The sequence below is a fragment of the Chimaeribacter arupi genome (assembly GCF_002858805.1).
Classification (GTDB): domain Bacteria; phylum Pseudomonadota; class Gammaproteobacteria; order Enterobacterales; family Enterobacteriaceae; genus Chimaeribacter; species Chimaeribacter arupi.
Map to the genome: position 1 here is coordinate 24,208 of NZ_PJZI01000015.1, position 17,917 is coordinate 42,124.

The 17,917-nt window shown below is 57.1% G+C and carries 14 protein-coding genes, 1 tRNA gene and 1 pseudogene; 11 read left to right on the forward strand and 5 right to left on the reverse strand.

Going from position 1 to position 17,917, the window contains the following annotated elements; translation table 11 throughout:
- Positions 1–174: 174 nt before the first annotated feature.
- Positions 175–1,578, forward strand: a complete 1,404-nt coding sequence (locus CYR52_RS10615; RefSeq protein WP_072933178.1) for a glycoside hydrolase family 1 protein — start codon at positions 175–177, stop codon at positions 1,576–1,578.
- Entirely contained in the window at positions 1,565–2,890 is a 1,326-nt protein-coding gene (locus tag CYR52_RS10620) for a PTS sugar transporter subunit IIC (protein WP_101828542.1), read from the forward strand. Before CYR52_RS10615 ends, CYR52_RS10620 begins: the two co-directional genes overlap by 14 nt.
- Positions 2,891–2,956: 66 nt before the next feature.
- On the opposite strand, the gene CYR52_RS10625 is transcribed toward CYR52_RS10620, so the two are convergent.
- Positions 2,957–4,177 (reverse strand): amino acid deaminase, encoded by a 1,221-nt coding sequence (locus CYR52_RS10625; protein WP_101828543.1) that lies wholly within the window; start codon positions 4,175–4,177, stop codon positions 2,957–2,959.
- A 202-nt stretch (positions 4,178–4,379) separates the two neighbouring features.
- Between CYR52_RS10625 and CYR52_RS10630 the strand changes: the two genes are divergently transcribed.
- The 5 genes from CYR52_RS10630 (at position 4,380) to CYR52_RS10650 (ending at position 9,313) form a co-directional block, all read left to right on the forward strand.
- On the forward strand, positions 4,380–5,840 hold the full coding sequence (locus CYR52_RS10630; protein ID WP_101828544.1) for an N-acyl-D-amino-acid deacylase family protein: 1,461 nt from the start codon (positions 4,380–4,382) through the stop codon (positions 5,838–5,840).
- Positions 5,830–6,222, forward strand: coding sequence for a RidA family protein (locus CYR52_RS10635; RefSeq protein ID WP_072933768.1), 393 nt, complete (start codon positions 5,830–5,832; stop codon positions 6,220–6,222). The genes CYR52_RS10630 and CYR52_RS10635 overlap by 11 nt, the downstream gene beginning before the upstream one ends.
- 149 nt (positions 6,223–6,371) lie before the next feature.
- Positions 6,372–7,865, forward strand: coding sequence for a sodium:solute symporter family protein (locus tag CYR52_RS10640; protein WP_072933766.1), 1,494 nt, complete (start codon positions 6,372–6,374; stop codon positions 7,863–7,865).
- The gene (locus CYR52_RS10645; protein WP_101828545.1) at positions 7,858–8,709 is read left to right on the forward strand and encodes a 2-dehydro-3-deoxygalactonokinase; all 852 of its coding nucleotides are present in this window, start codon (positions 7,858–7,860) and stop codon (positions 8,707–8,709) included. The genes CYR52_RS10640 and CYR52_RS10645 overlap by 8 nt, the downstream gene beginning before the upstream one ends.
- Positions 8,696–9,313, forward strand: coding sequence for a 2-dehydro-3-deoxy-6-phosphogalactonate aldolase (locus tag CYR52_RS10650; protein ID WP_101828546.1), 618 nt, complete (start codon positions 8,696–8,698; stop codon positions 9,311–9,313). Before CYR52_RS10645 ends, CYR52_RS10650 begins: the two co-directional genes overlap by 14 nt.
- On the opposite strand, the gene CYR52_RS10655 is transcribed toward CYR52_RS10650, so the two are convergent.
- Positions 9,310–10,173 carry a MurR/RpiR family transcriptional regulator gene (locus tag CYR52_RS10655; protein WP_072933759.1) on the reverse strand — a complete coding sequence of 288 codons (864 nt, stop codon included), beginning with the start codon at positions 10,171–10,173 and terminating at the stop codon, positions 9,310–9,312. The genes CYR52_RS10650 and CYR52_RS10655 overlap by 4 nt on opposite strands.
- Before the next feature lie 631 nt (positions 10,174–10,804).
- Between CYR52_RS10655 and CYR52_RS22645 the strand changes: the two genes are divergently transcribed.
- Both CYR52_RS22645 and CYR52_RS10665 read left to right on the forward strand, forming a co-directional pair.
- Positions 10,805–13,174: a phage tailspike protein gene (locus tag CYR52_RS22645; protein ID WP_165699083.1), complete on the forward strand. Its 2,370-nt coding sequence runs from the start codon at positions 10,805–10,807 to the stop codon at positions 13,172–13,174.
- A 208-nt stretch (positions 13,175–13,382) separates the two neighbouring features.
- Complete coding sequence (locus CYR52_RS10665; protein ID WP_101828547.1) at positions 13,383–14,432, forward strand: hypothetical protein; 1,050 nt, start codon at positions 13,383–13,385, stop codon at positions 14,430–14,432.
- Between the two features lie 149 nt (positions 14,433–14,581).
- Here the strand turns inward: CYR52_RS10665 and CYR52_RS22905 are convergent.
- The 3 genes and pseudogenes from CYR52_RS22905 to CYR52_RS10680 form a co-directional block, all read right to left on the reverse strand.
- A pseudogene (locus tag CYR52_RS22905) lies at positions 14,582–14,861 on the reverse strand (tyrosine-type recombinase/integrase); the annotation flags it as partial.
- Positions 14,862–15,121: 260 nt separating this feature from the next.
- Positions 15,122–15,196: transfer RNA gene (locus CYR52_RS10675), tRNA-Arg, on the reverse strand.
- A gap of 115 nt (positions 15,197–15,311) precedes the next feature.
- Positions 15,312–16,262 (reverse strand): formate/nitrite transporter family protein, encoded by a 951-nt coding sequence (locus CYR52_RS10680; protein ID WP_072930700.1) that lies wholly within the window; start codon positions 16,260–16,262, stop codon positions 15,312–15,314.
- Between the two features lie 294 nt (positions 16,263–16,556).
- Here CYR52_RS10680 and ccmA point away from each other — a divergent pair, with 294 nt between their 5' ends.
- Positions 16,557–17,183, forward strand: coding sequence for a cytochrome c biogenesis heme-transporting ATPase CcmA (gene ccmA, locus CYR52_RS10685; protein WP_072930677.1), 627 nt, complete (start codon positions 16,557–16,559; stop codon positions 17,181–17,183).
- On the forward strand, positions 17,183–17,842 hold the full coding sequence (gene ccmB / locus CYR52_RS10690) for a heme exporter protein CcmB (protein WP_072930675.1): 660 nt from the start codon (positions 17,183–17,185) through the stop codon (positions 17,840–17,842). Before ccmA ends, ccmB begins: the two co-directional genes overlap by 1 nt.
- The last annotated feature ends 75 nt before the right edge of the window (positions 17,843–17,917 follow it).

Genomic DNA, 17,917 nt, shown 5'->3' on the forward strand with positions numbered 1-17,917 from the left:
GAATAGCGTATTCCGCGCGTTGCCGATCCCGGCATCACGGCCTTATTCCGGCGTGATCCCTGACGCCGGTCTCTTTGTATTAAGAGAAACGTAACGAAAAAGATCACTTTATGTTGGGCTGCGCGGTTATCAGCCGGCCAGGGGAAATGAAACACCACACAATAAGGGCAGCCGATGAAATACCGCTTTCCTGAGACATTCTGGTGGGGCACGGCGACCAGCGCCACGCAATCCGAAGGCCGGCTCCCCGGCGACGGCAAAGGCGACAATATCTGGGATTACGCCTCGCACCATTTTAATGACCGCTTTTATCAGGGCGTCACCACGGAGAATACCTCCACGTTTTACCGTCACTGGCGGGAGGATATTCAGCGTGCCAAAGCCCTTGGCCTGAACTCTTTTCGCACCTCGATCTCCTGGTCACGTTTAATTCCGGACGGCGACGGCGAGATTAACCCGAAGGCAGTCGAATTTTATAATAATGTCATTGATGAATTGCTTGCCCAGGGCATTGAGCCTTTTATTAATCTCTACCATTTCGATATGCCGATGGCGCTCCAGGAAAAAGGCGGCTTTGAACATCGCGACGTGGTGGACGCCTTCGCGCGGTATGCCGATAGATGCTATCAATTGTTCGGCGACCGCGTGCGCTACTGGTTTACCTTTAATGAGCCCCTTATTCCGGCAGAGGCGGGCTACCTGCACCCGCGCCATTACCCTTACGTCAGCGATTTCCGCCGCGCCGCCCAGGTGCTGCACCATATCGTGATGGCGCACTGCAAAGCGGTTGCCGCCTGGCGCAAACGGGCGCTGCCGGGGAAAATCGGCATCATTATGGATGTGATCCCGGTGTATCCCCGCAGTGACAGCCCGGAAGACACCCAGGCGGCGGCGATGGCCGACCTGTTTTACACCCGCAGCATCAATGAGCCGATATTGTGCGGCCGCTACCCGGCGGAACTTATCGCCTTACTGAAAGAACATCACCAACTGCCTGACGTGTTACCGGGCGACACCGAATTACTGGCGGCGACGCAGATTGACCTGCTCGGCATTAATTATTACCGCCCGCGGCGGGTCAAAGCGCGTGAGACTCCCTTTGACGCATCCGAGGGTTTTTTGCCGGAGTATTTCTTTGAAGAGTATGTGATGCCGGGCCGCCGGATGAATACCTCACGCGGTATCGAAATATATCCGCCCGCGATTTATGACATCGCCATGCTGATTAAAAACCGTTACGGCAATATCCCCTGGTTCGTGTCGGAAAATGGCATCGGCATCATGGACGAAGAGCAGTTTATGGTCGAGGGCGAAGTGCAGGATGATTACCGGATTGTGTTTTTACAGGAGCATTTAGCCTGGCTGCATCACGCCATAGCCGACGGCAGCCGGTGTCTGGGTTACCACATGTGGACATTTATTGATTGCTGGTCGTGGCAGAACGCCTATAAAAACCGGTACGGCTTTTATCGTCTTGACCTCGCGACCCAACAACGTTCACTGAAAAAATCCGGCCGCTGGTTCCGCCGCGTGATTGAAAATAATGGCTTTGAGGAGAACGACCATGCCGGGCTTTGAAACACTGGTGGAAAAATTATTGCCGGTGGCCAATGCCATCGGCAACCAGCGCCATATGCAGGCGGTCCGCAATGGGCTTATCTCTATTTTACCGCTCACGATTGTCGGGTCATTTTTTGTGATTTTGCTGAATATCCCGATTAAAGGCTATATGGCCTTTATTGCGCCCTGGCGCGATATCCTCGACGTCCCGTTTCGTTTCACCGTCGGGCTGATGTCGCTCTATGCCGCGTTTACCATCGGCTCTTTCCTCGGCAAAAGTTATAAGCTCAATGAGATGACCAGCGGCCTGCTGGCGATGCTGGCAACCCTCCTGATGGTGGTGCCGGTGAACATTACCCAGGGCGTGACGGTGACGGGGGAGGCGGTGGCCGGGCGTTATATCCCGCTGACGTCGCTCAGCTCGCAGGGGCTGTTCGGGGCCATCATCTCCTCGCTGGTGGCGATTGAGATTTTCCGCTTTATCAAGACGCGCAATATCGACATCACCATGCCGGCCGGGGTGCCGCCGGTGGTGGCAAGCTCGTTTTCCGCGCTGTTCCCGACACTGGCGGTGGTGCTGGTGTTCTGGATCCCGCGGCATTTCCTGAATATCGATATCAATGCGCTGATAAGCACCCTCATCATGCCGCTGAAAGGCTTTATGACCGGCACCAACCTGTTTGGCGGCATGGTGACGCAGTTCATGATCGACCTGTTCTGGGTACTGGGCATTCATGGCCATGCGGTGATGGGGCCGCTGATCCGCCCGCTCTGGGATCAGGCGATTATGCAGAACATGGAGCTGTTCCAGTCCGGCGTCAGCGCCTATGAGCTGCCCAACATTTTCACCGAGCAATTTTTCCAGTGGTATGCGCAGATGGGGGGCACCGGCTCAACGCTGGCGCTGGTGGTGCTGTTCATCCGTTCCAGGGTGGTGTACCTGAAACAACTGGGGAAACTGTCGTTTATCCCTGGGCTGTTTAACATCAATGAGCCGATGATTTTCGGTGCGCCGATTGTGATGAACCCGCTGCTGGCGATCCCGTTTGTCCTGGCGCCGATGGCCAACACGCTGGTGGTGTACCTGTTTACCGTCAGCGGGTTAATCCCGCGCATGATGGTGAAGCCGCCGTTTACCGTCCCGGCCCCGCTCGGGGCGCTGATCACCACCAACTGGAACCTGATCGCCTGCGGGCTGGTGTTTATCTGCTTCTTTATCTCGCTCGCCATCTACTACCCGTTCTTTAAGGTCTACGAGAAAAAGATGCTGGAAACCGAACGCCGCCAGCAGGAAGAAAAAGCCAGGGAGGTGGCGCAGGCGACGCGCTGACGCTCTCTCGCCTGTCAACCCCGCCGCCTGCAAAGCCCGCGCCCGGCCAGGCGCGGGGAGGGCGGATCAGAACGCAGTGTCCAGCTCTTCCAGCACGTTGTACTCGTCATCCACCAGCAGCAGCGTTTTCCATTTATCGAACGTCAGGCACGGGTGCGAGGTGCAAAACAGCAGGATATCGCCCACCTGCACCTCCGCGCCCGGCTTCAGGGTCAGCATGGCGTGCTGGTCCATCATGCCGGTGGTTTCCATCGTCAGCGCCGGGTGCGGCAGCGCGACGCCCCGGCGGTAATGCGCGATCGGCTGCGGCAGCCCGGCATCAAATGCGCTGTCACGCTTGCCGAAATTAGCGATGGCCCGGCCCGCTTCCGGCACGGATTGCACCAGCGCTGCCAGCTCCATGGCCGAGGTTAAACTGCCGCCCAGATCGCAGGCGACGTTGTCCCGCGCCATCAGCGCGTCCTGTGCGTCCTGGTAAATGCCGCCGTCATGGGTGATGTAGCAGCCGGGGCGGATGGCGATGCGGCAATTGGCCGGTTTCTCCGCCTCCAGCCAGACGTTGCACACCACGTCATACCACACCGACCCCGCGCCGGTGAGCAGGAACTCCCCGTCGGCATAGGGCGCGAGCCGGCAGGCCAGCGCGGCGGCGTCACGCAACAGCGCTTCCACCTTCGGCTGCGCCTGTTCACCGTGCACCACGCCTTCGTAGAGCTCCAGCCCGCGCAGCCGCAGGCCCGGCAGGGCAGCCAGCGTCTCTGCCAGTTCCAGCGCCTCATCGGCGGAACGGCAACCGCAGCGGCCGCCCGGCACGCCCAGCTCAATCAGCACGTCCAGCGTCTGGTGTTGTGCGGCGAAAAACGCGGAGAGGGTGCGTGCGTTGGCCGCGCTGTCGACACAGCAGAGGAAATCCACCGCCGGGTAACGGGCTTTCAGTTGCGAGATCAGCGTCATGTTCGCCTTGCCCAGCAGCTGGTTCACCATCAGCACGCGCGAAATGCCGCTCTGCATCGCCACGCTGGCCTGCCACGCCGTGCCGACGCCGATCGCCCAGGCGCCGGCGCGTTGCTGTTGCTGAAAAATCCACGGTGTCATGGTGGTTTTGCCGTGCGGTGCCAGGGAGACGCCGCGCGCGTCGGCGTAACGTTGCATCCACTGAATATTGTTTTCCAGCGCGGTTTTCTTAATCAGTGCCGCAGGCAGGCACACCTCTTCCCGCAGCACATTGGCCGGGGTGGTGATAAGGGCAGACTTGTGGGAAACGAGAGGCTCTTCCTGATATTTCATAACACACTTCCTCCGGGTGGGTACTTTCTTTCAGGGTGGGTATCTTTTTTAACTTTTTGTAATTATTAAATAAATAGTGATGGCATGGCGTTTAATGAATAAAAGTATCAGTAATTCGTCAGCATTTTGCGTAATTTTCCACTGTTTTCACCCATTGTAAATGGTTAACTTCAGCGCAGGCTATAAAGGGGGTAAGGAACACATGAAGTTCGACTATCTGTTCAGGAATGTCACGGTCATTGATGGCTCCGGCGGCGCGGAATACCGGGCGGATGTGGCAGTGCAGGGCGATCGCATCGCTGAGATTGCGCCCTCTGTCGCAGGCGGGGCCGTGCACGAGATCGAGGGCCGCGGGCGCGTGCTGGCACCGGGATTTATCGACGTCCACACCCATGACGACATCAACATTATCCGGATGCCCGACTATTTACCCAAGATCAGCCAGGGCGTGACCACGGTGATCGTCGGCAACTGCGGCATCAGCGCGGCGTGCGCGACGATAAAAGGCGAGGTGCCGGACCCGATGAACCTGCTCGGCGACGCGCCCCAGTTTGCCTACCCCACGGTGGAGGCCTACGCGCAGGCGGTGGCGCAGGCGCGCCCGGCAATAAACGTGGGCACGCTGGTCGGCCACACCACGCTGCGCAACAACCAGATGGCGTCGCTGTTCCGCGCAGCGACCGTGGAGGAGATTGCGGCAATGTGCGCCGAACTGAAACAGGCGCTGCGCCAGGGCGCGCTGGGGCTGAGCACCGGCCTGGCCTACGCCAGCGCGTTCCAGTCCACCACCGAGGAAGTGATGGCGCTGGCTGAGGCACTGACCGCGGAAGAGGGCCTGTATACCACCCATCTGCGTTCAGAATTTGAGCCTATCCTGGAGGCGCTGGACGAGGCGTTCCGCATCGGCCGCCACAGCCGGGTGCCGGTGGTGGTCTCGCACCATAAATGCGCCGGGGCGAAAAACTGGGGCCGTACCGTGGAGACCCTGGCGCTGTTCGACCGCGTGCGGGCGCAGCAGGACGTCGCCTGTGACTGCTATCCCTATTCTGCCAGCTCCTCCACGCTGGACATGAAACAAGTCACCGACGACTTCGACATCGTCATCACCTGGTCGGAGCCGCATCCGGAAGTGGCAGGGCAGATGCTTAAGCAGATCGCGGCGCGCTGGTCAGTGTCACTGCATGAGGCCGCCGCGGCGCTGATGCCCGCCGGGGCCATTTACTACAACATGGACGAGCAGGACGTGCGGCGTGTGCTGCGCTACCCGGTGACGATGATAGGCTCTGACGGCCTGCCGAACGACCCGATGCCGCACCCGCGCCTGTGGGGGGCGTTCCCGCGTGTGCTGGGCCACTACAGCCGGGACGAAAAGCTGTTCCCGCTCACGGTTGCCGTCCACAAAATGACCGGGCTGTCGGCGGCCCGTTTCCGCCTGCCTGAACGCGGGCTGGTGAAGCGCGGTTATTATGCCGATCTGGTGCTGTTTGACCCGGCCACGGTACGCGATGTGGCCAGTTTCAGTGATCCGAAACAGCCTGCGGCGGGCATTGAGGCCGTGATGGTGAACGGGGTAATGAGTTATGGTCAGAGCCAACAGGTAACAGGGCGCGCAGGGCGTTTTCTGCGCCGGGAAAAGGCAATAAGGAGCATACATGAGCATTAAACGTTATGGCGTCGGTGGCAGCACCGGCACCGGCGGGCAGGCGCTGCCGTTCGCTAAAGCCGTTGAGGCGGCGGGGTGGCTTTACGTCTCCGGGCAAACGCCGATGAAAGAGGGCGAAGTGGTGGAGGGCGGCATTATTGAGCAGTCCCGCCTGGCGATTCAGAACTGCGTGGACATCATGGCCGACGCCGGTTACACCCTGGCGGACGTGGTGCACGTGAAGGTGTACCTGACGGATGCCCGCTATTTCGCCTCGTTTAATAAAGTCTTCCGTGAATTTTTCGGCGAGCACCCACCGGCCCGCGTCTGCTGCGTGGCGGATCTGGTGGTGGACTGCAAAGTGGAAGTGGATGTGACCTGCTACCGGGCTGACCGGGGCTGACGTTTCTGTAAGGCACCCTCTCCCGCCGGGAGAGGGCGAAAATAATTAAAGATGATGCCGGCCTGTTTTTACAGGCCAACGGGTTTCCTGTGCTTTTTTTCAGGGCGAGCCATTAATGTGAGCCTTAACGTAAAGTCTGGATGTGAGCCATGAATAATCTCTCTTTCCTTATTTGGTTTGGCCTTTATGCCTGCGCGATGAGTTTTCTCGGCTGGTATGTATCACGGCAGCAAAAAAACGGTGATGACTTTTTATTGGGCGGGCGTTCCCTGCCGTTATTCCTGACGCTCGGCTCCACCGTCGGCACGATGGTCGGCACCGGCTCAAGCGTTGGTGCCGTGGGGTTTGGCTACCTCAACGGCTGGGCTGGGATGCTGTACGGCCTGGGCGGCGCGGTGGGTATTCTGCTGGTGGCCTGGTTATTTGCCCCGGTGCGTAATTTGCGTTTTATGACCATGAGCGAAGAAATATCGTATTATACCGGCGGCAGTAAAATCGTGAAAAACAGCGTGGCGATATTAATTTTTATCGCGTCAATTGGCTGGCTCGGCGCGCATATTTTAGGGGGCGGATTATATCTGGCCTGGGCGAGCGGCATCGATATTACGACGGCAAAAATAATCATTGCCGCGGCCTTTATTGTTTATGTCGGTATTGGCGGGTATTCCGCGGTAGTCTGGATTGATACCGTGCAGTCACTGGTGCTGTTTATCGGGTTTATTCTCATGGCGTGGCTGGCGGTGGATCACGTCGGCGGCTGGCAGCCCATCCGGCAGGCGGTGGACCCGGCGGCACAAAGCCTGTTTGCCGTCGACAAACTCGGCGTCCTGCCTGCGCTCTCCCTGGCGGTGGTGATCGGCGTCGGCGTGCTGGCGACCCCCTCATACCGCCAGCGCATCTATTCGGCGAAGTCCGTCTCCACCCTGCGTAAATCCTTTATCATCACCGGCATGCTGTACCTCGGCTTCTCGTTCCTGCCGGCGATCATCGGCATGGCCGCCTACACCATGAACCCTGCGTTGGAGAACAGCGGCTTCGCCTTCCTGTTCGCGACCCAGGTCTTGCCGCCGGTGCTGGCGATGGCGGTGCTGATCGCCGGGATGTCGGCCAACATGTCCTCCGGCAGCTCAGACGCCATCGCGGCGGTTTCTATTATGCTGCGCGACCTCTATACCCTGATCACCGGCCATATGCCCGCGCCGGAGCGGGCCATCCGCCTGTCGCGCCTGTTCCTGGTGCTGGTGATTGGCCTGGCGCTGCTGTTCGCGCTGACCTCTGACGACATCATCGGCTACATCACCAAAATGATCTCCATGATCATGTCCGGCATGTTCATCTGCTCCCTGCTCGGCCGTTTCTGGACGCGCTTTAACTGGCAGGGCGCGCTGGCCGCGCTGGCGGGTGGGGCAGGCACCGCCCTGCTGATGCTGGCCAACAGCGGCTGGATGGCGACCTGGGGCAACCCGTGCATCCCGTCGGTGCTGGCGAGCCTGGCGTGCGCCGTGGTGGTCACGCTGGTGACCCCGGCGAACACCATGAGCCGCGAGGAGGCGCTGGCGATGATCACCCGCGAACGGGAAAGCCGGCCGCAGGCCGTGCCGGTTCACCCGGCCAGTGCGCCACAGGGGGCCGCCAATGAGTGACAACGTGATAGCGGTTGACTGGGGCTCCAGTCAGTTGCGGGCGTGGCAGGGCGATAAAACGCTGGCCCTCCCGCTGGGCATCAGCCGCCTGAACGGCCTCTCCCCCCGCGAAGTCTTTGAGCAACACATCGCGCCGTGGCGTGAAAGCGCGGCCACGCCGGTGCTGATGGCCGGGATGATCGGCAGTGACGCGGGCTGGCAGCCGGTGCCTTACCTGCCGTGCCCGGTGCCGCTACGGGCATTGGCCGCCCGGCTGTGCGAGGTGGCGGACAACGTCTGGATTGTGCCGGGGCTGAGGGCCGGGCGCGAAGAAGTGATGCGCGGTGAGGAGACGCAACTGCTGGGCGCGACGCAACTGGCCCCGGCGGGCTGTTACGTGATGCCGGGCACCCACAGCAAATGGGTACAGGTGGAGGACGGCGGCGTCACCGGCTTCTCCACCGCCATGACCGGTGAGCTTCACCACCTGCTGATGACGCACTCGCTGATCGGCAACGGGCTGCCGGCGCAGGTGGAGGACAACGCCCGGTTTTGCCAGGGGCTGGAACGCGGTCTGGCTGCCCCGTCGCTGGTCAGTGAACTGTTCCGGCACCGGGCGGCGCGCGTGCTGGGCGGGTTGCCTGCAGCCTCAGTAGGCGAGGCGCTCTCCGGGGTGCTGATTGGCGCGGAAGTCCGCGCCATGCTCGCCGCACGCCCGCTACACACTATCACGCTGGTGGGCAGCGCGGCGCTGTGCTGCCGCTATCAGCAGGCGTTCGCCTGCGCCGGGGTGGATACCCGTAGCCTCTGCGGCGACCGCGCCTTTCTGCAAGGGATAAGGAGCCTTCTTGATGCACGATGCTAACCCGTTAGTCGCCATTTTACGCGGCATTACACCCGCTGAGGCCGAAGGCCACCTCGGCGCGCTGATAGACGAGGGCTTCCGCTACCTGGAGATCCCGCTCAACTCACCAGACTGGCAGCGCAGCATCCCGCAGATGGTCCGCCGCTTTGGCGACCGGGCTGTGATCGGCGGCGGGACGGTGCTGAACGTGGATCAGGTGGAGGTGCTGGCACAGGCCGGGGCGACGCTGGTCGTCACGCCCAATACCCATCCGCCGGTGATCCGCCGCGCCGCCGCGCAGGGGATGCGGGTGTGCGCCGGGTGCGCCACGGTGACGGAAGCCTTTGCCGCGCTGGAGGCGGGCGCGCAGTGGCTGAAAATTTTCCCTGCCTCGGCGTTTGGGCCGGCCTATATTTCCGCCCTGAGAGCCGTGCTGCCGCCGGCTGTCCCGGTGCTGGCGGTGGGCGGCGTGACGCCGGAGAACCTACGGGATTACCTGAACGCAGGCTGCCGGGGGGCCGGGTTGGGCAGTGAGTTGTACCGCGCCGGGCAGGGCGTTGAGGTCACCCGGCGGCAGGCGCGACGGTTTATGGCGGCGCTGGGCCACCCCGTGGTGCCGGATTAGTCCCCCAGCGGCTGGCGGTCTGCGCCGCCGCGGTGGCTGTCCAGCGCCAGCTTAATCCGCCGTAACCGGTCTTTCGCCTGGCTTTTGTTGGCCATCGCCAGCTCGGTGGCCAGCACATCTACCATCGCCAGCATGGCGTAGCGCGACGTGCTCGGCTTAAAGATGTAGTCGTTTTCGCGCACCATCAGCGGCAGCACCAGATCCGCCTGCTGCGCCAGCGGCGTCCCGTCCGGGGTAATGGCGATCACTTTTGCGCCGTACTGTCTGGCGATGGCGGCGCTCTCCACCACGTCCGGCGTAAAACCGCCCAGCGACAGCGCGATCGCCACATCATTGGGCGCGACCGATGCCGCCATCATCCGCACCAGCAGCCCATCGCTCTGGCTCACCACCGGCAGGCCGAGGCGGAACAGCCGGAACTGCAACTCCTGCGCGCAGACCGTGGAGCCGCCGCCCATGCCGAAGGCCAGAATTTGCCGCGCCCCGCTCAGCCAGCCCACTGCTTTTTTCAGCGCGTCCGGGTTCAGCGCCCGGCGGTTGATGTCCAGCACGTTGATGATCGCGCCGTAAATCCCCTGCACGCCCTCCAGATCCGGCACATCAATGATAAAACGCTGCCCTACGGCGAGCGACTGCGCCAGCTTGACCTTCAGCTCGCGCACATCTTTGCAGCCGATGGCGCGGGCAAAGCGGGTAATCGACGCCTGGCTGGTCTCTGTCAGGCGCGCCATTTCCGCAATCGGCAGCGCCGCGGCAGTCTGCACGTCATCGAGGATAAATTGCGCGATACGTTTTTCGGTGGCGGTAAGTTCCACGAAGCGGTCAGTGATACAAGAGATGATGTCGATGGAGTAGCCCATAGCGTGTCCCTGAAAGTGAGCAACCGGGAAAAGCGCAGCCAGCGTGTCCGGCGCCCGGCACACAAAAAGAAGGGTATTTTGTACCATAGGTGCGGGGAGACGAGCTATTGAATATCGGGGGCTGGGGCGTGGCAGAAGATGTGTGGGAGGTACGGGTGGGGCAGGGACAACAGCCTTTGAAAGGAATATGGACTCCATGAATCGCGCTCTCACAATCATTGCACCAGGCTCATCTGATTAATTCCTATCCTTGCGCTGCAGCCAGGCGTCATATAAAAAATCCGCTCGCATCCCTACGGCTACGCCTATGTTCATAAAGTACAATAAAAACATAAGCCTTCGATAGTGTAGAAAACCATTATTCCTTCGAGTTACCTTAACGCTAGCCCTGGAATAGCTTGGGTTTTTTTATACATGGTTCTCGTGCTTAAGCATTTCACGAACCTCGCCGTTCGATCACCCCCACAATCATAATTCTTCCAATCCCCAGATAAACCGTGTCTCATTCATCCTTTAAGTGCGATGGAGTACAGACATGCAAAGAAGGACATTCTTCAAGAACATAGCCCTCACAGCGGTGAGCGGCAGTGTGCTTCCTTCTGCCTCTGGGGTTGGCCTCAGGAGAGAACCAATGGCCGATATCACGCCAAATGTTGTTGTATCTATGCCGTCACAACTTTTTACCGCGGCGCGAGCATTTAAGGCGCTTGCCGGCGGTCGCATTTACCTTGGCAAGATTGATACCGACCCGACTATTGCCGCTAACCGAATTCAGGCTTACGTGGAGAATGAGGATGGCAGTCACATCCCGATCCCACAGCCTATTTTAATCAACCTTGGCGGCTTCCCGGTATATAACGGCCAGGTAGCGAAAATCGTCACGGTTGAAGGCCACTCAATGGCTGTATATGACCTCTTCGGGGTACAGCAGTTTTACTTCCCGAACGTGTTGCGTTACGACCCCGATCAGCTTCGTCAGCAGTTGGCTAGCAGCAAAGACGGGCTGGGTGACTATCTTATTGGGGTTAAACAGCCGTTTACCGGTTCAGTCGCCAGAAGCCAACATGACAAAAACAAAGATTTTGTTTCGGTCGCTGACTTTATCCCGCCTTCAGTTTCTACCGGAGCAAACTTATGTGATGCGTATTTCTCAGCAGCAGAAGCGGCGGCTGATGTGATATACGTCCCGGCAGGGACCTACCGTTTATCAACGCCGATGATTCTCGGCTACGCAAAGAGTTATTACGGACCCGGTGTTTTACGATTTGATAATGCTGAGTGGTGGCGGAAAGGCGGCAGCTCAGGAAGCGTTGATATCGCTGAAAGGTATACTTTATTTTACAACTTTGACTCTCAGTCAGATGTGTCGGTCACTTACGATAGCGTTCCCCAGATATTCACCTGGATAGATCAAAGAACTATTGAAGCGCCTGGAAGCACAACCAGCGTAAGCGTAGTGATTAATATCAAAAATGGGTATATCAAGCTTGGGGGCACTGCTGAGCAGATACGCTCTTATAACATTATAGGCAATGGAGGTGGCGGCTCTAAGTTAACCCCCCAATTACCTAACCCCTCAACTGCCCCTACTGGATATGATAATACCTCTTTTGGGGCTCGGGCATTAATGGATATGCAAAGTGGGGTCAACAACACTGCGTTGGGCTCAAAAGCTTTGATGTCTAATCAATCGGGAAATAACAATACTGCTGTTGGTTTCCTTGCGCTTTACCGGAGCTCTGGAGAAGGAAACACCGCAGTTGGCGCTGTTGCTGGAGAATGGCTCACTACAGGCAGTTATAACAGCTTCTTTGGTATGAGTGCGGGAGAGAAAATTACCGGTGGAAGATATAACGTTGGCGTTGGGTTTGAAGCAATGGCCGAGGCATCGGCTACAACGTATACCGTTGCGGTAGGTTATCGGGCAAATGGAAACCCCGGGGATAACTCACAATCCAATAGTGTGTATGTAGGCGCTTTCGCTGGAGATTTTGCGATTGGTTCAAACAACACAATGGTTGGATACCGTGCAGGGAATTGTTTAGGCGGTGCAACTTCGCCAGGGGCAGGTATTGGGCACGATAATACCTTTATTGGCATGTTCTCTGGCCGAAATAATCTGGCTGGTTCAGAAAGTGTAGTATTAGGTGCGGGAGCGGCAACTACAGCCACAAGGGTTCAGAGAGCCGTTATCGCAGGATTTGGAGCATGTGGTAATTCTGCCACACTTGGTGACTTCACAGTAGCCGTCGGCTGGAAAGCTCTGTTGAATTCAACGGGAACAAATAATGTTGGCATCGGGCAGCAGGCTTTGCTGGCTACCACCACAGGAACCGGAAATGTTGCTGTGGGCTCTGGGGCGTTAGTCACAAATACCAGTGGAGCAAACAATACTGCAATAGGCAACAACTCCGGCAGGCTTACTCAAACTGGCTCCCCCACAGCCGTTCTTACCAATACGACAACAGTAGGTAATGACGCCAGGGTGTCAGATAGCAACCAGGTTCAGCTGGGTAACTCGGCCACAACCACATATGTGTACGGGACTGTGCAGAACCGATCTGATAGCCGTGATAAAACTGATGTCGAGAACACCAAACTTGGCATTGATTTCATCATGGGATTGCGGGCGGTACAGGGTAAATGGAACCTGCGCGATGATTACTATGAAGTGGTTGAGGAAGAAACAGGCGAGCTTGATGAGAACAAGCAGCCCATCATTAAGCGCACGGTGACTTTCAATGAAGAGGCATATAAGAAAGAAACCAAAAAGCGCACCCGTGAGCATCAGTGGTTTATTGCTCAAGAGGTGCAGGCCCTGCTCGAGAAACTCGGCATTGAAGATTTCGGCGGACTTCAGCATCACTCCGTAAATGGCGGAGATGACGTTTACTCGCTTGGCTATGATGAGTTCATTCCACCGGTTGTGAATGCGATCCAGTCATGCTGGAAAAGACTTGATGATATCGAGGCAAGATTAAAATCTCTGGAAGAGAAGTGAATTCAAAGGCAAGGGATTGCCAATCAATATTGTTGTATTGCAGAATTTGGCTACTCTGCCGATAACAGGTAGAGTGATTTTTAACTTTTATGGAAAAAAAATGTCAATCCTGAATGATGAAAACCCATACTGTTGTGTCGTCCCGAGCGATACATCCAAGCGAGTCTATATAATCTTTTCTTCAGTAGACATCGATAAAGGAAAGTTCATGTTTTGGAAGGTCATGAACCGAATGGATGGTACTAAAATTTTCATCAATGAAGAAAATAACGGTTGGTATGTGCATGGCATCCCAGGGATGGGTGGCAGCGTAACAAGTAGCGCAAGCTTTCTCCTGTCTATGCTGGAGTCTCTGAAAGCAGAAGAGGTGATTTTAGTTGGTCCATCAATGGGGGCATATGCAGCGATGCTGTATGGCACGATCCTCAAGCCTAGAATGCCGGCTGTAAAATTTAGATGCCTTTCTTTTGGTGGTGAATTCCTCTTATATATAAGGGAAACCAGAAGTAAAAATCTGTCTAAAAAGCCTAAGAATCTTTGGTATGCGGATTTACGAAGCCTTATTGCTTCTTCTGAGTTAGAAATCACTCATGTATATGGTGACAATGACATAAATGATATTTTCCAGGCATCTCTGGTTCATGGCTTAGAAAATGTTAATTTAATATCATTAAGTAACGCACCTCATGCTGTATCGACGTTCTTAGGAAAGAAATTTGACCTTACAAAGTTAATTAAAAATTATGAGACTACAGGTAGTTTTGATGTTGATTGTGCGTCTGATATAAGCAAATCATCATCTCATGGGTCATATCTCTATCATGGACACCTGATGATGTTAGATAACAAACCAGCTGAAGCTGTTTCAAATCTTGAAAAAGCTGTAAAAATATTCCCTAACCACGCATTAACCAGGCACAAGCTCGGCTTAGCACTTCTTATGATAAAAAAGGAATCAGAGGCACTTGAACAACAAGAAATTGCTGTTAGCTTGAATCCAGACTTAGCACATGCGCATTTTCACATCGCAATATTATCAGCGGTCACAGGGAATAATGACAAGGCCCTACATCATTATAAAGAAAGTGTCAGAGCTGATGATAAGCATACTCGCGCATTATTGGCCTTGTCTCACCATTATTTAAAGTCAGGTGATAAATCCTTAGCCGAGGATTACGCAAAAAAAGTAATTAGCTACGATAAGAATAACAAAGATGCAAGCTCAATCATTGATAAACTGCAAATCATGCTTAGCTAAATTTGATGCTCGCAACTTCAATTCATGCAACCCAAACCGTGGTTGGTGCATTGACGCGATGGGGCAGCTTTGAGACACGCAAAGGTTTGTGACCTTTACCAAGCCTTTGCATGTTTTGGCGTGTGAGCGCGGTCAGGTAGTCTTCCCGTCTATTCTATATAGTCAGCCCACCACCGCACCATCTCCCGCCGTTTCTCCATATACTGGGCGTGATTGTAGATGCCGCAGATGTTGTTCCTGTCTACGTGCGCCAGCTGGCGCTCAATGGCATCGTGCGGCCATCCATGCTCATTCAGGATATGCTGAACTGGTGCCTGAAACTATGACCGGCTAACCCTTCATAGCCAATCTGCCGGATAACCAGGAGCACAGCATTCTCACTGAGGGACTTCTTCTATCATTTCCTCCCATAAAGGCAAAAGATGATATAGATGCTTCTTACCTGATGCCGGCACATATAAATAGAGGCCGTTGCTATCCAGCAGGCGGTAGGGCTTTTCCTTAGGCTTTGCGGCCTCAATCTGTTTTATCGTGAGCATTGGGTAAAATTTCTTTGGGTAAAAATAATTACCCAGTATTTACCCAGACAAGATAGCGGCTGTCACGAACCACAGCGAACGACTATTAGTGCTAGATATGGGTTTTACTGAGGATTTGCGAACTGCTACGGAGGGTGGCGAACTGTTACATGGTGTCCCCTGCAGGAATCGAACCTGCAACTAGCCCTTAGGAGGGGCTCGTTATATCCATTTAACTAAGGGGACAACCGGACGGCGTGGTGCCGTCCGCCGGGCATTATACCCATTTTTGCTCTGAGAATAAGCGCCCGGCTGACCGTTTGCCTATTCCCTCGCCAATCCGTGGCGTGACGGCCGCGCCTTAACGGCTCTCCTGCTCCTTTTCCTCTGCTTTGCGCGCCTTTTTCTGTTCGGCTTCCAGCCGCGCTTTGGCTTCGTTGCTCATGTCATTGCGGATCTGCGCGTGGCTTATCAGCGCGAAGATAAAGGTGCCGCCAATGATATTGCCGGCCAGCGTCGGCAGGGCGAACGGGTAAATAAACTCCTGCCACGGGATAACCCCGGCAAACACCAGGTAGAGGATCTCAACCGACCCCACCACGATGTGCGTCAGGTCTCCGATGCCCACCAGGTAAGTCATCAGCACAATCACCCAGAGTTTGGCGGCGCCGGCGGACGGGAACATCCAGACCATCGTCGCGATAAGCCAGCCGGAGATAATGCCGTTGGCGAACATCTCCGTCGGCGTGTTTTCCATGATCTTCTCGCTGATGCTGACAAAAGCGTGGCGGACGGACTCATCGAAAATCGGCATATAAAGGAAGGCGAGGGCGGCACAGGCTGCGCCAATCACGTTGCCGAGCAGCACCCAGCCCCACAGCCGGAACAGCAGGCCAAAATTTTTCAGCGTGGGTTTATGCATAATAGGCAGCACGGCGGTCACGGTGTTCTCGGTGAACAACTGCTGGCGCGCCATAATGACGATGATAAAACCAAAGGTGTAACCGAGGTTCTCAATAAAGAAGCGCGCCGGGGTGTCCGGCAGGTGGGCGTGCAGAATCCCCTTTGCCATCAATGACGCGCCAATCGACAGCCCGGCCGCAATCGCGGACCACAGCAGCGCCATGCCGTCACGCTCCAGCTCCTTCTCGCCCTCCATGCGGATTTGTTCATGCACCGCGGCCGCGCGGGACGGCAACTTCTCCTCATCCACTTCAATGTCAGTACCGCGATCGCTCTCCTGGCTGTCAACGTCGTGCTCATCCTGATCCTGCTTGCCCTGTGGGCGTTTTTTATCGGTGTGTTGATTCATGGTCATTTCCCAGTGTGGTGAACCATCAGCCATCTTGGCTAATGAAAATGGCGGGCCGTCAGGCCCCCTGCTAAGCATAGAAGATTTCACAATTCACGGAAGGGGTGGCACAAACTGTTACGCCAAATAAAGAAAAAAGTAACAGAATCTTAACCTTGAGGAAAAATGCAGCATTGTGTGGGGGAATGCCGGTGAAGCGGTATTAACGATAGGCAAACCCTTCCTGGGCGGGCTGCGTGCGGCTTGCGGCTTATGTTATGATTCGCGCTCCCAACAAAAGAGATGAGTTTCCCGATGCTGGAAGCCTTGCGGCTGAGCTGCGTCCGCGATGAGCGGGTGTTGTTCAGTGACTTAAATTTTAACATTACGCCAGGCGAAATTGTCCAGGTGGAAGGGCAGAATGGGGCGGGCAAAACCTCCTTGCTGCGTATCCTGGCCGGGCTGGCGCAGCCGGAAAGCGGTGAAGTGCGCTGGCAGGGGCAGCCTGTCGGGCGGGTACGGGAAACCTTTCACGCGCAATTGCTGTTTCTTGGCCACCAGCCGGGGGTAAAAGCCCTGCTGACGCCGTTTGAAAACCTGACGTTCTATCAATCGGCAGCCGGTAAACCGGATTATGAGGCTATCTGGCAGGCGCTGGCACAGGTGGGCCTGCTGGGCTATGAAGAGGTGCCGGCAGGGCAACTCTCCGCCGGGCAGCAGCGGCGCGTGGCACTGGCGCGCCTGTGGCTGAGCCGCGCCCCGCTCTGGGTGCTGGATGAACCCCTGACGGCGATTGACCATGAGGGCGTTGCGCTGCTGATGGCGCAGTTTGAGCAGCAGGCCGCGCGCGGCGGCATGGTGTTGCTGACCACCCACCAGCCGTTGCCCGCCACCGGCCGGGCGGTTCGCCGCCTGCGCCTGACCGACCCGGAGCCGTCCTGATGTTTATGACCCTGATCCGGCGTGAGCTGAAAACCGCGTTCCGCAACCGGGCGGAGATCGTCAATCCGCTCTGGTTTTTCCTGATCGTGATTACGCTGTTCCCGCTGGGCATTGGCCCGGAACCGCAACTGCTGGCGCGCATTGCGCCCGGTGTGGTCTGGGTGGCGGCGCTGCTGGCATCGCTGCTGTCGCTGGAGCGGCTGTTCCGCGATGACCTGCTGGACGGCTCGCTGGAACAGCTGCTGCTGTTGCCGACCCCGCTGGCCATCACGGTGGCAGGCAAAGTATGTGCTCACTGGCTGGTGACCGGGCTGCCGCTGTTGCTGCTCTCACCGCTGCTGGCGCTGCTGCTGTCACTCGATTTCCCCACCTGGCGGGCGGTGGCGTTCACGCTGCTGCTGGGCACGCCGACCCTGAGCTTTATTGGCGCGATTGGCGCGGCGCTGACGGTTGGGCTGCGCAAGGGTGGGGTGCTGCTCAGCCTGCTGGTGCTGCCGCTGTCGATCCCGGTGCTGATTTTCGCCAGCGGCGCGATTCAGGCCGCGGCCAACGGCATGGCGATTGACGGCTATCTGGCGATCCTCGGGGCGATGCTGGCAGGCAGCATTACCCTGGCACCCTTCGCGGCCGCCGCGGCGCTGCGCATAAGTGTGCACTGACTTACTGTACTGATGGACCGGGACGTGCGCCGCCTTGGCGGGCGCGCTGTTCTCATTGCGCCTGACAAGAGCGGC

Excerpts from the sequence above, each read along its gene's own strand:
- CYR52_RS10615 (WP_072933178.1), top strand. The coding sequence starts at position 175 with ATGAAATACCGCTTTCCTGAGACATTCTGGTGGGGCACGGCGACCAGC.
- CYR52_RS10620 (WP_101828542.1), top strand. The coding sequence starts at position 1,565 with ATGCCGGGCTTTGAAACACTGGTGGAAAAATTATTGCCGGTGGCCAAT.
- CYR52_RS10625 (WP_101828543.1), bottom strand. The coding sequence starts at position 4,177 with ATGAAATATCAGGAAGAGCCTCTCGTTTCCCACAAGTCTGCCCTTATC.
- CYR52_RS10630 (WP_101828544.1), top strand. The coding sequence starts at position 4,380 with ATGAAGTTCGACTATCTGTTCAGGAATGTCACGGTCATTGATGGCTCC.
- CYR52_RS10635 (WP_072933768.1), top strand. The coding sequence starts at position 5,830 with ATGAGCATTAAACGTTATGGCGTCGGTGGCAGCACCGGCACCGGCGGG.
- CYR52_RS10640 (WP_072933766.1), top strand. The coding sequence starts at position 6,372 with ATGAATAATCTCTCTTTCCTTATTTGGTTTGGCCTTTATGCCTGCGCG.
- CYR52_RS10645 (WP_101828545.1), top strand. The coding sequence starts at position 7,858 with ATGAGTGACAACGTGATAGCGGTTGACTGGGGCTCCAGTCAGTTGCGG.
- CYR52_RS10650 (WP_101828546.1), top strand. The coding sequence starts at position 8,696 with ATGCACGATGCTAACCCGTTAGTCGCCATTTTACGCGGCATTACACCC.
- CYR52_RS10655 (WP_072933759.1), bottom strand. The coding sequence starts at position 10,173 with ATGGGCTACTCCATCGACATCATCTCTTGTATCACTGACCGCTTCGTG.
- CYR52_RS22645 (WP_165699083.1), top strand. The coding sequence starts at position 10,805 with ATGGCCGATATCACGCCAAATGTTGTTGTATCTATGCCGTCACAACTT.
- CYR52_RS10665 (WP_101828547.1), top strand. The coding sequence starts at position 13,383 with ATGTTTTGGAAGGTCATGAACCGAATGGATGGTACTAAAATTTTCATC.
- CYR52_RS10680 (WP_072930700.1), bottom strand. The coding sequence starts at position 16,262 with ATGAATCAACACACCGATAAAAAACGCCCACAGGGCAAGCAGGATCAG.
- ccmA (WP_072930677.1), top strand. The coding sequence starts at position 16,557 with ATGCTGGAAGCCTTGCGGCTGAGCTGCGTCCGCGATGAGCGGGTGTTG.
- ccmB (WP_072930675.1), top strand. The coding sequence starts at position 17,183 with ATGTTTATGACCCTGATCCGGCGTGAGCTGAAAACCGCGTTCCGCAAC.